This window comes from Tardiphaga alba, assembly GCF_018279705.1.
Classification (GTDB): domain Bacteria; phylum Pseudomonadota; class Alphaproteobacteria; order Rhizobiales; family Xanthobacteraceae; genus Tardiphaga; species Tardiphaga alba.
Map to the genome: position 1 here is coordinate 4,731,830 of NZ_CP036498.1, position 12,862 is coordinate 4,744,691.

At 63.6% G+C, this 12,862-nt stretch carries 12 protein-coding genes and 1 pseudogene; 8 read left to right on the top strand and 5 right to left on the bottom strand.

Going from position 1 to position 12,862, the window contains the following annotated elements:
* Nucleotides 1-75: 75 nt before the first annotated feature.
* Both ubiA and RPMA_RS22675 read right to left on the bottom strand, forming a co-directional pair.
* Entirely contained in the window at nucleotides 76-1,011 is a 936-nt protein-coding gene (gene ubiA / locus RPMA_RS22670) for a 4-hydroxybenzoate octaprenyltransferase (protein ID WP_211909898.1), read from the bottom strand.
* Nucleotides 1,008-1,718 (bottom strand): hypothetical protein, encoded by a 711-nt coding sequence (locus RPMA_RS22675; RefSeq protein WP_408056559.1) that lies wholly within the window; start codon nucleotides 1,716-1,718, stop codon nucleotides 1,008-1,010. Before RPMA_RS22675 ends, ubiA begins: the two co-directional genes overlap by 4 nt.
* A gap of 212 nt (nucleotides 1,719-1,930) precedes the next feature.
* On the opposite strand from RPMA_RS22675, the gene RPMA_RS22680 reads away from it, so the two are divergent.
* From RPMA_RS22680 to RPMA_RS22705, 6 genes are all read left to right on the top strand, one after another.
* Nucleotides 1,931-2,683 (top strand): 16S rRNA (uracil(1498)-N(3))-methyltransferase, encoded by a 753-nt coding sequence (locus tag RPMA_RS22680; RefSeq protein ID WP_211909899.1) that lies wholly within the window; start codon nucleotides 1,931-1,933, stop codon nucleotides 2,681-2,683.
* 116 nt (nucleotides 2,684-2,799) lie between these two features.
* Nucleotides 2,800-3,927 carry an ATP phosphoribosyltransferase regulatory subunit gene (locus tag RPMA_RS22685; protein ID WP_211909900.1) on the top strand — a complete coding sequence of 376 codons (1,128 nt, stop codon included), beginning with the start codon at nucleotides 2,800-2,802 and terminating at the stop codon, nucleotides 3,925-3,927.
* Nucleotides 3,924-4,898 carry an ATP phosphoribosyltransferase gene (hisG, locus tag RPMA_RS22690; protein WP_211909901.1) on the top strand — a complete coding sequence of 325 codons (975 nt, stop codon included), beginning with the start codon at nucleotides 3,924-3,926 and terminating at the stop codon, nucleotides 4,896-4,898. The genes RPMA_RS22685 and hisG overlap by 4 nt, the downstream gene beginning before the upstream one ends.
* Before the next feature lie 175 nt (nucleotides 4,899-5,073).
* Entirely contained in the window at nucleotides 5,074-6,120 is a 1,047-nt protein-coding gene (locus tag RPMA_RS22695; protein WP_211913780.1) for a glycosyltransferase family 2 protein, read from the top strand.
* The gene (locus tag RPMA_RS22700) at nucleotides 6,117-6,962 is read left to right on the top strand and encodes a ChbG/HpnK family deacetylase (protein ID WP_211909902.1); all 846 of its coding nucleotides are present in this window, start codon (nucleotides 6,117-6,119) and stop codon (nucleotides 6,960-6,962) included. The genes RPMA_RS22695 and RPMA_RS22700 overlap by 4 nt, the downstream gene beginning before the upstream one ends.
* Before the next feature lie 216 nt (nucleotides 6,963-7,178).
* On the top strand, nucleotides 7,179-8,027 hold the full coding sequence (locus RPMA_RS22705; protein WP_211909903.1) for a DUF2076 domain-containing protein: 849 nt from the start codon (nucleotides 7,179-7,181) through the stop codon (nucleotides 8,025-8,027).
* A 284-nt stretch (nucleotides 8,028-8,311) separates the two neighbouring features.
* Here the strand turns inward: RPMA_RS22705 and RPMA_RS22710 are convergent, their stop codons facing one another.
* Nucleotides 8,312-9,118 (bottom strand): L,D-transpeptidase, encoded by an 807-nt coding sequence (locus RPMA_RS22710; RefSeq protein WP_211909904.1) that lies wholly within the window; start codon nucleotides 9,116-9,118, stop codon nucleotides 8,312-8,314.
* 297 nt (nucleotides 9,119-9,415) lie between these two features.
* On the opposite strand from RPMA_RS22710, the pseudogene RPMA_RS22715 reads away from it, so the two are divergent.
* Nucleotides 9,416-10,191, top strand: a pseudogene (locus tag RPMA_RS22715) (protein phosphatase CheZ).
* Nucleotides 10,192-10,214: 23 nt separating this feature from the next.
* Here the strand turns inward: RPMA_RS22715 and RPMA_RS22720 are convergent.
* Entirely contained in the window at nucleotides 10,215-11,423 is a 1,209-nt protein-coding gene (locus tag RPMA_RS22720; protein WP_211909905.1) for an MFS transporter, read from the bottom strand.
* A 177-nt stretch (nucleotides 11,424-11,600) separates the two neighbouring features.
* On the bottom strand, nucleotides 11,601-12,131 hold the full coding sequence (locus tag RPMA_RS22725; protein WP_211909906.1) for a hypothetical protein: 531 nt from the start codon (nucleotides 12,129-12,131) through the stop codon (nucleotides 11,601-11,603).
* Nucleotides 12,132-12,493: 362 nt separating this feature from the next.
* Between RPMA_RS22725 and RPMA_RS22730 the strand changes: the two genes are divergently transcribed.
* Nucleotides 12,494-12,790 carry a co-chaperone GroES gene (locus RPMA_RS22730; RefSeq protein ID WP_211909907.1) on the top strand — a complete coding sequence of 99 codons (297 nt, stop codon included), beginning with the start codon at nucleotides 12,494-12,496 and terminating at the stop codon, nucleotides 12,788-12,790.
* The last annotated feature ends 72 nt before the right edge of the window (nucleotides 12,791-12,862 follow it).

The following is a 12,862-nucleotide window of genomic DNA, read 5'->3' on the forward strand; positions in this document are numbered from 1 at the left end:
AACGGTTTCTCACCTGTCGATTTGTGTGACGAGCTATGTCGAGATTGTTATGCGCAGTGCAGCAGAACCGCTGCATTATCCCGCGCGCAGGAATGCGTCGAGCAACAGGCCCGCAAACAACAGCAGTCCCGCATCGCGATTGGACTTGAACAGCCGCAGGCACAGCGCAGAGTCCTTGATGTCGATACGTGTGATCTGCCAGGCGAGATGTCCGGCAAAAACGATCAAGCCGATCCACGCCGGCCAGCCCGCACCTGCCAGCCGCAGTGCCACGCTGATGAGCGAGACGGCCAGGCCGTAGAAGATGACCAGCGCCGTTTGGGTGCGCGCGCCGAACAGCAGCGCCGTCGATTTGATGCCGATCAGCGCATCGTCCTCAGTGTCCTGATGGGCATAGATCGTATCATAGGCGATCACCCAGCAGATCGATCCGGCATAGAGCAGCAGCGCCGTCGCATCGATGCGCTGGAACACGACCGCAAAGCCCATCAGCGCGCCCCAAGAGAAGGCGAGACCGAGCACGCTTTGCGGCCAGTAGGTGATGCGCTTCATGAAGGGATAGGCAGCGACGATCGCCAGGGAGGCGATGCCGGTGGCGATGGCGAAGCTGTTGAACTGCAGCAATACAACGAGGCCGATCAGCGCCTGCAGGACGAGCCAGGCGAGTGCCTTCTTGGCGGTCACCTGCCCGGCCGGGATTGGCCGCGAGCGGGTACGTTCGACCTTGGCATCGAGATCCCGATCGGTGATGTCGTTCCAGGTGCAGCCGGCGCCGCGCATGACGAAGGCGCCGATGAAGAACAGCGCGATCATTTTTGGCAATTGATGGAGATCGTGAGCCGCGCCGGAGGCCAATGCTGCCGACCACCAGCAGGGCATCAGCAGCAGCCACGATCCGATCGGGCGATCGAACCGTGACAGCCTCAGATAGGGACGCGTCCACAAAGGTGCGACGCGATCGACCCAGTTATTGGCGGTCGCGTCGGCAACGCGGGCAGCCGCGTCGCTCATCGGGTGAGAACGTTGCCGTTCAGCGTATCGAAGGTGGTACCGCCGCTCTTGCGCGCCGTGGAGGCATCAGGCAGCGAGGCCGACGAGCCGAGCACGTCGCTGAGGCGCGGTGCCGCGACTGGACCGCCACCGCCGCCTCCGCCACCACCACGTGCGACGGCGCAGACCTTCTGGCGCATGCCTTCGGTATTCTTGTGGCCGGCCTGCATCTGCGCGCCGACATTGTCGGGAATGCCGCACTTCGTGGCATTGGCCTTGATGTAGCTGAGCATCTTGACCTCGCTCTGCGAGAAGGCCGTGATCAGCTTGCAGGCCTCGTCCGGCGGCGCACGTCGCTCGCTCGCGGCCTTGATCGCAGCGCCGCGCTTTTCAGCTTCCTGACGCAAGGGGAGAAAACCCTTCATGCAGTCATCGCCGCCGGGCGGACCTGCCTGCTGCGGCGGGGGAGCACCAAAGCCACCACCACTGAGCGGCGCAGCGCCACCCGACGGGAATGCACTGGGCGCAGCAGCCCTGGGTGCACCGCCAACCGGCGGAAATGGTGATGAAGCAGCGGGCGCGCCGTTTACGGGCGGAAATGGCGAGGAACTCGCGGGCGCGGCGCTCTGGCCCGGCAGTGGCGCGGGGAACGCGCCTTGTGCATAGGCACCGGCAACTTGCATGGCGAACGCAGCCACAGCGAGTGGCGCAATGAAACGACGGCTGATCACAGATTTTCCTCCGGCAGCATGTGCCCCGCGAACGGGGCAGAAGCTCTCCTGAATTCAGGCACTTCTACGATTCCTGCCAAGCCTTAACAACCCACCAATAATGCCGGGATTTGGGCAGCAGCGCGGCGTCCGGTCGCGTTAAGTCATGATCGCGCATGGTATTTCGTCGCATCTGCGCTAAATCACCGGCTCTGAACGGGACCCCAGCCATGCCGCAATCCTATTTCCGCAGCCCCCGCCTCTATGTCGATGCCAGCCTCGCGACAGACGTAGCCATCGCGCTCGATCGCAGCCAGAGCAATTATCTCGGCAATGTGCTGCGCCTGAACGCTGGCGATCCCGTACTGGTCTTCAACGGCCGCGACGGCGAATGGCAGGCCGCGATCGCCGCCGGCAAGCGCGCCGACCGGCTGCTGGTTCTCAAGCAGATGCGCCCGCAGGACACGTTGTCCGACATCACCTATGCCTTCGCGCCGCTGAAACATGCGCGGCTCGACTACATGGTGCAGAAGGCCATCGAGATGGGCGCAGCGAAGCTGCAACCGGTGGTGACGCGCCATACACAGACCAGCCGGGTCAATACCGAGCGGATGCGGGCGAATGTGGTGGAAGCGGCCGAGCAATGCGGGATTCTGAGCATTGCGGAGGTTGGCGAGCCCGTGAATCTCGGCAAGTTCCTCGACCAGCGCGACGGCACGCGGCTGCTGATTTTCTGCGATGAGGCCGCGGAAGTGGCTGATCCCATTGCAGCTTTGGCCGGCGCGCGGGAAGCTGGAGCGGGCGGGATCGACGTCCTGATCGGCCCCGAAGGCGGCTTCGCCGAGGAGGAACGGGCCCAGCTGCTGAAGCAGCCGACTATCCTGCGACTGGCGCTGGGACCGCGGATCATGCGGGCGGATACGGCCGCGGTGGCGGCGCTGGCGGTGGTTCAGGCAGTCTTGGGCGACTGGGCTGCCCGGTAAACCGACATCCCCGCTAATTCGGTTAAGCCACTTCCCCAAAGGTGGTCGAAACCTTGCAACCGGCGTGCTAAGGGGCTGCGAACACGGCCACCTCATTGGAATTGCTGGACTTCGAGATGACAAAACCCGCCGCCTGGACGGACACGCTGCTGACCTCCTTTGCCGAGGCGGGCTATGTCCATGCGTCGCCGGCGATTTTGCAGCCGGCTGAGCCGTTTTTGGACCTCTCCGGCGAAGACATCCGCAAGAGCCTGTATCTCACCACCGACCTCACGGGCGAGGAACTGTGCCTGCGGCCGGATCTGACGATTCCCGTGGCGCGCGATTATCTGGCTTCCGGGCAGGCCGGCCAGCCGGCCGGGTTCAGCTATCTCGGGCCGGTGTTCCGCTATCGCCATGGAACGCCCAGCGAGTTCCAGCAGGCCGGGATCGAGTCTTTCGGCCGCACGGATCGTGCCGCTGCGGACGCTGAAATGCTGGCTCTGGCGCTGAACGCTGCCGCCGCACTGGGACAGCCCCGCGTCGATATCAAGACCGGTGACGTCGCGCTGTTCGCCGCGCTGATCGAGGCGCTCGACCTCTATCCGGTCTGGAAGCGCCGCCTGGTGAAGGACTTCAATCGGCAGGCGAACCTTGCCGAAGACCTCGACCGGCTTACGCTCGCCGAGTCGCCGGTGCGCAACGAATATGAAGGCGTGCTCGCCGCCCTCGCCGGCTCCGACCGCAAGGCGGCGCTAGCGCTCGTGACCGACCTGATGTCGATCGCCGGTGCGACCAATCTCGGCGGACGCTCGGTCGCCGAAATTGCCGATCGCTTTCTCGAGCAATCGACACTCAAAGGCGGCGCACTGCCGAAGGATGCGCTGACATTGATCAAGCGCTTCCTGGCGATATCGGGCACGCCCGACGCTGCGGTCGCCGAGCTGCGCAAGCTCGCAGCCGATGCAAAGCTCGATCTGACATCGGCGATCGACGAATTCGAACAGCGCATCGGCTTCATGGCCGCACGCGGCATCGATACGTCAGCGATCAAGTTCGCCACCGCTTTCGGCCGCGGGCTAGATTACTATACCGGCTTCGAATTCGAACTGCACGGCATCGACAACGGCATCGTGCCGCCACTGGTGGCTGGCGGCCGCTATGACGGATTGCTGTCGCAGCTCGGCTCGTCCTCACCTATTCCGGCGGTCGGCTTCTCGATCTGGATCGATGCGTTCTCCACCCGCGCAGGAGACGCGTCATGAGCAGCCCCTTCGTCGTCGCCGTCCCCTCCAAGGGACGCCTGCAGGAAAATGCCGAAGCTTTCTTCAGCCGCGCCGGTCTGACGCTGACCAAGGCCGGCGGCGTGCGCGATTATCGCGGCACCATCGCGGGCCTCGACAATGTCGAGATTGCCTATCTCTCGGCCAGCGAAATCGCCGCCAATCTGTCGCGCGGTTCGGTGCATCTCGGCATCACCGGCGAAGATCTGCTGCGTGAAAACATCATCGACACCGACAAGCGCGTGGCGCTGATCGAAGGTCTCGGCTTCGGCCGCGCCGATGTGGTCGTCGCCGTGCCGCAGGCCTGGATCGATGTGCGCACCATGGCCGATCTCGACGACGTCGCGACGGGATTCCGCGAGCAGCACAATCGCCGCATGCGCGTTGCGACCAAATATATCAATCTCACCCGCGCTTATTTCGCATCGCATGGCGTGATGGACTACCGCATCGTTGAAAGCGCGGGCGCCACCGAAGGCGCACCGGCCACCGGCGCCGCCGAGCTGATCGTCGACATCACCACCACCGGCGCGACGTTGGCCGCCAATGGCCTCAAGGTGCTGGACGACGGCGTGATGCTGCGCAGCCAGGCCAATCTCGTCGCCTCGCGCAGCGCCGACTGGTCGCCGCAGGCACGCGAGACCGCGCGCATCATCCTCGATCACATCGCGTCGCGCGCCCGCGCCAGCAAATACAAGGAAGTGCGCACGCGCTTCGCCGGCTGCAATCAGGCGCTGCTCGACGAAGCGCACAACCGCTTCGGCGTGGTGTCGCCATTCGGCGGGCCGACCTCGTCAGGCATGGTGACGCTGCATTGCCCGCCCGCACAGATCTACGCGCTCGGCAGTTTCTTGCGCGACCATGGCGCGGATACCGTGTCGGTTGCATCGCTCGATTACGTGCTGGATCGCGAGAACCCGCTGTTTGCGAAGCTCGAGGCGTTCTTGCGGTAACGCTCTCTCGTGTCATCGCCCGGCCGTGCGCGCAATTGCGCGCTAGGACCGGGCGATCCAGTACACACGTAATGTGCTGCTTATCACTGCCGCCGGTGTTTACTGGATCCCCGCTTTCGCGGGGATGACAGACAGAGCAAACGGTGACCGAATTGATTAGGATCTCTTCTCGATGATGCTGGGCAGCGACGTTTCCGACCTCTCCACCGACTCGCGCACCGCGGCCGCCATGGGCCTGTCGCTGGTCGTGCCCTGCTACAATGAAGCGCCCGGCCTCGCCGCGCTGCATGACAAGCTCGTCCATCTCGCCCGCACATTGAAGGCGCGTTACGGTCTCGCTTGCGAAGTCGTCTATATCGATGACGGCAGCCGTGACGACACGTTGAAGATCGCGCAAACGCTGTCGCCCGACGAGATCGACGTCCAGGTGATTTCCCTGTCGCGCAATTTCGGCAAGGAAGCCGCGCTGATGGCTGGCCTCGACCACTGCAAAAAAGGCGCCGTGCTGTTCATGGATGGCGACGGCCAGCATCCGCCGGAATTCGTCGAGAAACTGGTGCATCACTGGATCGTCGATGGCTATGACGTGGTCTTCACGGCCAAGGCGCATCGCGACAATGAGAGCTTCCTGCTTCGCACGGCCGTGGGTGGCTTCTACGCGCTGATCAATTGGGGCGCCCGCACAAAAATCCCGGAAGATGCCGGCGATTTCCGCCTGCTCTCGCCACGGGCGGCAGCAGCGCTGCGGCAGTTGCCCGAGCGCAACCGCTTCTTCAAGGGCCTCGCCACCTGGATCGGCTTCCGCCAGCTGCGCGTCGATTACGAGCCGCAGGCGCGCGCGCATGGCGTGTCGTCCTTCAATCCGAAGGCGCTAATCGGCCTCTCCATCGAAGGCCTCACCTCGTTCTCGGTGGCGCCGCTGCGGCTTGCCAGCCTGTTCGGGCTGCTGTTCGCCGGCGCGGCCTTCCTGTTCGGCCTCATGATCTTGTGGGAGACCATGATCGACGGCAAATCCGTGCCCGGCTATCCCTCGATCATCGTCGGCGTGATGACCATCGGCGGCGTGCAACTGATCATGATCGGCGTGCTCGGCGAATATATCGGAAAAATCCTCTCCGAGCTGAAGGGGCGCCCGGTCTATTTCATCGCTGAACACAGCGTGAAGCCATCGACGCCAGACGCCGCGGCAACGGCCGCGCCCGACCGGACCATCGCCGAATGAGCGGCGACGCGCCGCGAAAAATCACGCTCTGCGCCGACGATTACGGCATGAGCCCCGGCGTCAATCGCGGCATCCGCGAATTGATCGCGCGAAAACGGCTGAATGCGACATCGGTGATGGTGGTCGGCTCCGCGATCACCCGCGAGGACGTCAGCGCGCTGCAAGGCGCTGTTGCGATGAACAGCGATTGCGCCATCGGGCTACATGTGACCCTGACGGCGCCGTTTCATCCGCTGACCATGCATTATCGTCCACTGCTCGACGGACTGTTCCTGCCGCTCGGCAAGATGTTGCGCGCGGGCGCGCTGCGCCGGCTCGATGCCGAAATGATCCAGGGCGAAGTCTCGGCGCAGATCGCGAAGTTTACGGCACTGTTCGGGCACGCACCGGCCTATGTGGATGGTCATCAGCACGTGCAGACCTTTCCGCAGGTGCGCGATCCCTTTTTGCGCGCGGTGCGCGCAGGTGCGCCAGATGCGTGGGTGCGCCAGTCCGGCCGCGTACACCCGCTGTCGAAACGGCTCAATGCACCGAAGGCGCTGTTGCTGGACACGCTGAGCGCGGCGTTTCGCCGGCGCGCCGCGAAGGCGGGCGTCGTGTTCAATCCGGGCTTTGCCGGGGCCTATGATTTCACCAAGGCGCCGGATTTCGGGCCGCTGATGGCGCGGTTTCTCGACGGCTTGCCGGACGGCGGGCTGGTGATGTGCCATCCCGGCTTTGTGGACGAGGTGCTCATCGATCTCGACCCCTTCACCGACCAGCGCGAACGCGAATATGCGTATCTGGCAAGCGAAGAATTCGTGCGGCTGCTGGACGAGAAGAATGTCACGCTCGGGCGTTAATTCGTAGCCTGGATGGAGCGAAGCGCAATCCAGGAATCAGAGCCTCAGCATATCGCCGGTCCCCGGATTACGCTGCGCTCCATCCGGGCTACGCGCAACGTCGCCCGCCATTTTGTCGCATAACTAAATTTAATCCGCCGGGCACTATTGCCGACACAAAGCGTCATTACATGCTCCAGCGCACCCCGTGCGTGCGCAGAAGACAATGAGGACGCCATGACACCGCAAGAACGCCGACTGGTTGACGATCTCTTTGACCGGCTCAGCAAGGTCGAGGGTGGACCACGCGATCCCGATGCGCAGGACGCCATCTTGCAGGGCCAGCGCAAGGCGCCCAATGCGGTCTACGCACTGGTGCAGACCGTGCTGTTGCAGGACGAGGCGCTGAAGCGCGCCCATGAGCGCATTCAGGAGCTGGAGCACGGCGGCGCGCCCGAGCAGGCACCCCAGGGCGGCTTTCTCGATTCCATGCGCGACGCGCTGTTTGGCGGCAACCAGCAGGGCCAGGCGCCCAATGCCCCGCGCGGCTCGGTGCCGAATGTGCGCCCCGGCGAACCCTCGCGTGCCGCCTGGAATACGGGACAGGTACTCGGCGGCGGCCAGCCGCAGGGTGGCTATGGCCAGGGCGGCTACGGACAGCAAGGCGGTTACGGCCAGGGCCCGATGGGCCAGCCTCCGATGGGACAACCGGCGCCGCAGGCCGGAGGTGGCGGCGGTTCATTCCTGGGCACGGCGGCCGCGGCTGCAGCCGGCGTGGTCGGCGGCTCGCTGCTGCTCAACAGCATCAAGGGCATGATGGGCGGCAACCACCAGCAGGGCCTGACCGATGCGGCGAATGCCGGCGGCAGCAAGAGCCCGTGGGGCGGCGACTCCAACTCGTCGAATGACAGCCTCGCCAATCAGGCCGGCCTGAACGACATCGGCTCATCGAACAAACAGGGCGCCGGCAATTTCGATCAGGCGCGAGATGACGGCGACCAGTATTCCGGCCATGACCAATACGCTGACAACGACAGCGACTATGACGACATGGATATGGATTCCGACGACGGGGATTATGCGTGAGGCGTAGCCGCTAGCCTCTCCTCGCGGCTGTCTTAGCCTCTCCCCGCCCTTTTGCGGGGAGAGGTCGCCGCGTCTTCGCGGCGGGTGAGGGGCATGGCACGAGACCTGCGCCAGACTCACAATTATCGAAGCGAAGAATTCCTGAGAGATTGAGCTGCATCTCGGAGAGATCCGATGGCATGAGCATGCGGCGCGCGCGTGCCATGCCCCTCACCCTCCTTCCACATGCTTCGCATGCGGAAGGCGACCTCTCCCCGCAGAAGGGCGGGGAGAGGTTAGAAAAATTAGATCACCACGACCTTCGCGCCGACATTCACGCGACCATACAGATCGATCACGTCCTCGTTGCGCATCCGGAAGCAGCCTGACGAGACATTGGTGCCGATCGTCCATGGCTCGTTCGAGCCGTGGATGCGATACAGCGTCGATCCCAGATACATCGCGCGGGCGCCAAGCGGGTTTTCCGGGCCGCCTTCCATGTAGCGCGGGAGATCGGGGCGACGCGCCAGCATTTCCTTCGGCGGCGTCCACGACGGCCATTCCTTTTTCGCCGTGATCGTCTTCACACCTTGCCAGGTGAAGCCGGGACGACCGACACCGATGCCGTAGCGCATCGCCTTGCCGCCATCCTGCACCAGATAGAGAAATTTGCTGCCGGTATCGACGACGATGGTGCCGGGACCTTCCTTGCCGTCATAGCTGACCGTCTGCGGCAGATATTTCGGGTCCATCGCAGGGCGGGCTGGATCAGTCGCCTCCTCGCGGCGATAGACGCTTTGCTCCTGCTCCATCGGCGACATCATGCGGGGACGCGGTTCATAGGAATATTGCGACGGCGCATCCGGCTGCTGCTGGTAACGCTGCCCATGCGCGCCATCGCTGAACAGGAATTCGATGAAGCCGCCACCCAGATTTGAGTTGGGGCGCTGTGCCGCATAGGCCGTCCGTTGAACCGGACGCGGCGCAGGCTGGCCGTAAATCACCGTGGGCTCGGCATAAGGCGAAGCCGCCTCGACCGACTGCGCATGAGCCAAACCGCATCCGAGAAAGGATGCACTGGCGAGAAGCGAAAATGTGAGTTTCTTGAACATCGACGTACTCTGCACTGTTTCGTCGTGCGCCACTCACCTGAGCAGCGCCTGTCACAGGCCGAGTTAAGGTTAAAATCGCCTCGCTTTGGTAAACGGAATCGCGGTTTGGATTCACCACGCCGCCAAACGGCGCGGTTCTCGTTGATAGCGTTACTTTTGCATGAACGCCGGATGGCGATGGTTAATCATCGGTTCGCGCGGCCTGGATAGAACTACACAAGCGCGCGTTCCATGTGAACTTCACGTTAAAACTCATTGATATAAGACATTCAGAATATTTTTGAGTTGGGGGACATGATGTCTGTTCGTCGCAAGCGATTTCGTATTGAAGAAGTATTCGGCACGCCTACTCCCGTTGCTGAGAATGACGGTGGTGAGCCGATGCCGATGCATCGCGAAATCATGACCGAACTGCGTGCCATCCGCGCACAGATGGGTGCCCCCGCATCGGGACCGAATGCCGTGAGTGAAGAAGTCGGCGCTGCCGCGCAGAAACAGATTGAAGAAGCACAAGCCCTGCTCGCGACCTATCGCGCGCAGATCGAGCAGTGCGAAAAGCTGAAGATCGAACTCGATCTCATCCATGACGCCATCACGCGCACCAAGCAGGAAATTGCTGTCCTGCATGGCAAGAGCTTCGATGGCGATGAAATGGCCAAGGTCAATGGCGAACTCGGCGCCGTCGTCGGCGGCACCGAAGAGGCCACCCAGCAGATCCTCGCCGCAGCCGAAGCCATCGACAATGCCGCAGCGGCCGTCGGCAAGGTCGGTTCGCCCGACCAGCAGAAGCAGCTGCTCGAGGAAATCAGCGACAATGTCGTCTCGATTTTCGAAGCCTGTAACTTCCAGGATCTTACCGGTCAGCGCATCAGCAAAGTGATGACGACCATGAAGTTCATCGAGAACCGCATCACCGCGATGATGGACATCTGGGCGGCGTCGATGAGATCAAGTCGCATGCGCCGGCCAAGACCGACGATCGCAGCGAGGACGAAAAGCTGCTCAATGGCCCGAAGCTGGACGGCGATGTCGGCCATGCCTCGCAGGACGACATCGACGCGCTATTCAACTAATTCGCGCGACCGATATTCGACATTCAGCGCCGGGCATTGCCCGGCGTTTTGATTCCAAGGAAACAACCCAGCACGATCAGCGCGCCCAGCGTGGCGAGCATGAGGACGTGGCGATCGGACAGTGTCTCCACGGCCGAGGCGACGACGAAGGGCGCGAAAGCCTGCACGAATTGCGCGGGACGTGCGATGCGGCCGATGACGCGGCCATAGCCGACCGGCCCAAACATCAAGAGCGGCAGCGCCCCCCGCGCGATGGTCATGACACCATTGGCGGCCCCGAAGGCGATGGCGAACAGTGCCGCCACGGGAAATGACACGCCGAGAAGCGACAGCAGCGCGAAAGCCGACACCACCAGCACCACGGCGCCACGGGCGATCCATAGCGGATGGGTTCGCCCAGCCAGCGCGAAATCGGCGAGACGCGCGGCGACCTGCGCCGGGCCGAACATGGCACCGATAGCGACAGCCTCGGCAGCGCTCAGTCCACCGCGATCAAGCAGCGCCAGCAGGTTCGACGTCACGCCGGAGAGGATGAAACTGTAGAACGCAAAGGCAGCAGCCAGCAGCAGGAACGGCGCGCCATGCGGGAGCTGGAAAGCCTGCGGCGGCGTGGCTGCGGTTGTTTGCGCGACCGAAGTTGGCGTCGCCGCCACATGGCGCGGCAGCGCGAAGGCGTGCAGCGGCGCGACCACGAAGGCGAAGACGGCGGCGAAGGTCAGATAGGTCCCCTGCCATCCCAGCTTCTCCAGAAGCAAATGCGTGGCCGGCCAGCCGACCGTGGACGCGAAGCCGCCGGCAAAGGTGACGAAGGTGATCTGCCGCCGGGCATTGGCGCCGAAGATGCGTGTCAGCGCGGCAAAGGCGGGATCATAGAGATTGGTCGCCATGGCCGCGCCAAGCAGCAGCCAGCAGGCGAAGTAAGCAACGGGATGCATGGCGAACGGCATCAGCGCGAGGCCGAGTGCGCCGGCCAGCGCGCCTGACGCCATCACCGCATTGCCGCCGTGGCGATCAATCAGCCCGCCAATGGTGGGCGACAGCAGACCGGATGTGACGAGGCCGAGGGTGAAGCCGGCCATGCCGAAAGCCAGCGTCCAGCCATGTGCTGCCGTGAGATGCGGCATGGTGAGCACGGGCGGATAGATCAGGATTCCCCAGGTGAGGATCTGCGTGACCGCTAAAACGACAACGGCGCGGCCCGGTCCGAAAACGAGGTCGCGCCATTGGGTCATGCTTCACCGGTCGTGTTCCCTCTCCCGCTCTTGCGGGGGAGGGTCAGGGTGGGGGTGCCTCACGTGACGTCAGAGTGTGTGGCTGCCCCCACCCCGGCCCTCCCCCGCTCTAGCGAAGCTTCGCTTCGCACGGGCGGGAGAGGGAGAAGAGGAGAGCCACTGATCTTTCAGACGATCTTATGCCCTTGGCGCGCAGCGGACATAGACCATGTTGCCGTAACGAACGGCGGCATCCTTGTCGATGAACTTGGTCACCAGGATCCGGCCGTCGAACGACACGATCTCGCGGTCGCGCGGATCGCCGGCCGGTCCGGGCGGGCCGATATAGTTCTTGCCGCTCGGCGAGCCCTTCAGGCGCAGTTCCTGCGGGGTGGCCTCGTCGGCGAGATGCATCATGACGCCGCCGGAGGTGCCGGCACCGATGATGTAGGGGTTCTTGCACTGGCCGCGGGCGGCGTTTTCGGTGCGGACGCGATCGTTCGGGTTCATGTAGGAGGCGAGACCCCAGCGGCCGACGATTTCCTCCGAGCGGATCGAGGCCGGCATTTCGGGGGCCGGCGGCGGCTCAACCGGCGGCGCTGGTTCCGAACTGCCGAACATGCCGCCAAATCCGCCTCCCCCGGTGGAGCTGCAGGCTCCAAGCGTCAGGGCCATGGCGGCGAGAACCGCCAGCTTGGCGACCGGGCGGGTGGTGCGTGACTTGATCATATCATCCCCTGAACAACATCCCCGACTGCCCGTCCCAAGCAGCGAAGCGTAAAATACCTGTCGAGGCCAGTGCCCCGGCGGTGGCAACAATGTCATTACGACGTAACGCCACTATGGTTTCCAGAACATTGCATATTGGCCTCACCAAGGCCTTAACCCTCTTTATGTCTCAGAAGGTTAGAGGGCGAAGCCATGCCGGCCTTGCTTGACTCATCCGGCGTTCGGCCATATCCCCGAGCCGCCTGATTAGCACTCTTGGTGCGGGATTGCTAAATCCCGCCTCAAGCGTTCCGGCACCCGGTGGTCCGCGCCATTGCGCCCGCCGGGATGGCCGATCCTACAACCAACCAGAGGAATTCCCTATGGCCAAGACCAAGTTCCGCCCGCTGCACGACCGCGTCGTCGTCAAGCGCATCACCGCCGAAGAAAAGTCCAAGGGCGGCATCATCATCCCGGACAGCGCCAAGGAAAAGCCCTCCGAGGGCCAGGTGATCGCCGTTGGCCCGGGTGGCCGCGACGAAGCCGGCAAGCTGATCCCGATCGACATCAAGGTCGGCGACAAGGTCCTGTTCGGCAAGTGGTCGGGCACCGAGATCAAGCTCGACGGCGAAGAACTCCTCATCATGAAGGAGTCGGACATCATGGGCGTGGTGGGCTGAGGCCTTCTCCGTCTGTCACCACCCGCGAAAGCGGGTGGCCCAGTAGACACCGTCGCCGGTGATTGAGCCGCG

Coding starts and splice junctions, on each gene's coding strand:
- RPMA_RS22700 (WP_211909902.1), top strand. CDS start 6,117: ATGAGCGGCGACGCGCCGCGAAAAATCACGCTCTGCGCCGACGATTAC.
- RPMA_RS22705 (WP_211909903.1), top strand. CDS start 7,179: ATGACACCGCAAGAACGCCGACTGGTTGACGATCTCTTTGACCGGCTC.
- RPMA_RS22685 (WP_211909900.1), top strand. CDS start 2,800: ATGACAAAACCCGCCGCCTGGACGGACACGCTGCTGACCTCCTTTGCC.
- RPMA_RS22720 (WP_211909905.1), bottom strand. CDS start 11,423: ATGACCCAATGGCGCGACCTCGTTTTCGGACCGGGCCGCGCCGTTGTC.
- RPMA_RS22680 (WP_211909899.1), top strand. CDS start 1,931: ATGCCGCAATCCTATTTCCGCAGCCCCCGCCTCTATGTCGATGCCAGC.
- ubiA (WP_211909898.1), bottom strand. CDS start 1,011: ATGAGCGACGCGGCTGCCCGCGTTGCCGACGCGACCGCCAATAACTGG.
- RPMA_RS22695 (WP_211913780.1), top strand. CDS start 5,074: ATGCTGGGCAGCGACGTTTCCGACCTCTCCACCGACTCGCGCACCGCG.
- RPMA_RS22725 (WP_211909906.1), bottom strand. CDS start 12,131: ATGATCAAGTCACGCACCACCCGCCCGGTCGCCAAGCTGGCGGTTCTC.
- RPMA_RS22710 (WP_211909904.1), bottom strand. CDS start 9,118: ATGTTCAAGAAACTCACATTTTCGCTTCTCGCCAGTGCATCCTTTCTC.
- RPMA_RS22730 (WP_211909907.1), top strand. CDS start 12,494: ATGGCCAAGACCAAGTTCCGCCCGCTGCACGACCGCGTCGTCGTCAAG.
- hisG (WP_211909901.1), top strand. CDS start 3,924: ATGAGCAGCCCCTTCGTCGTCGCCGTCCCCTCCAAGGGACGCCTGCAG.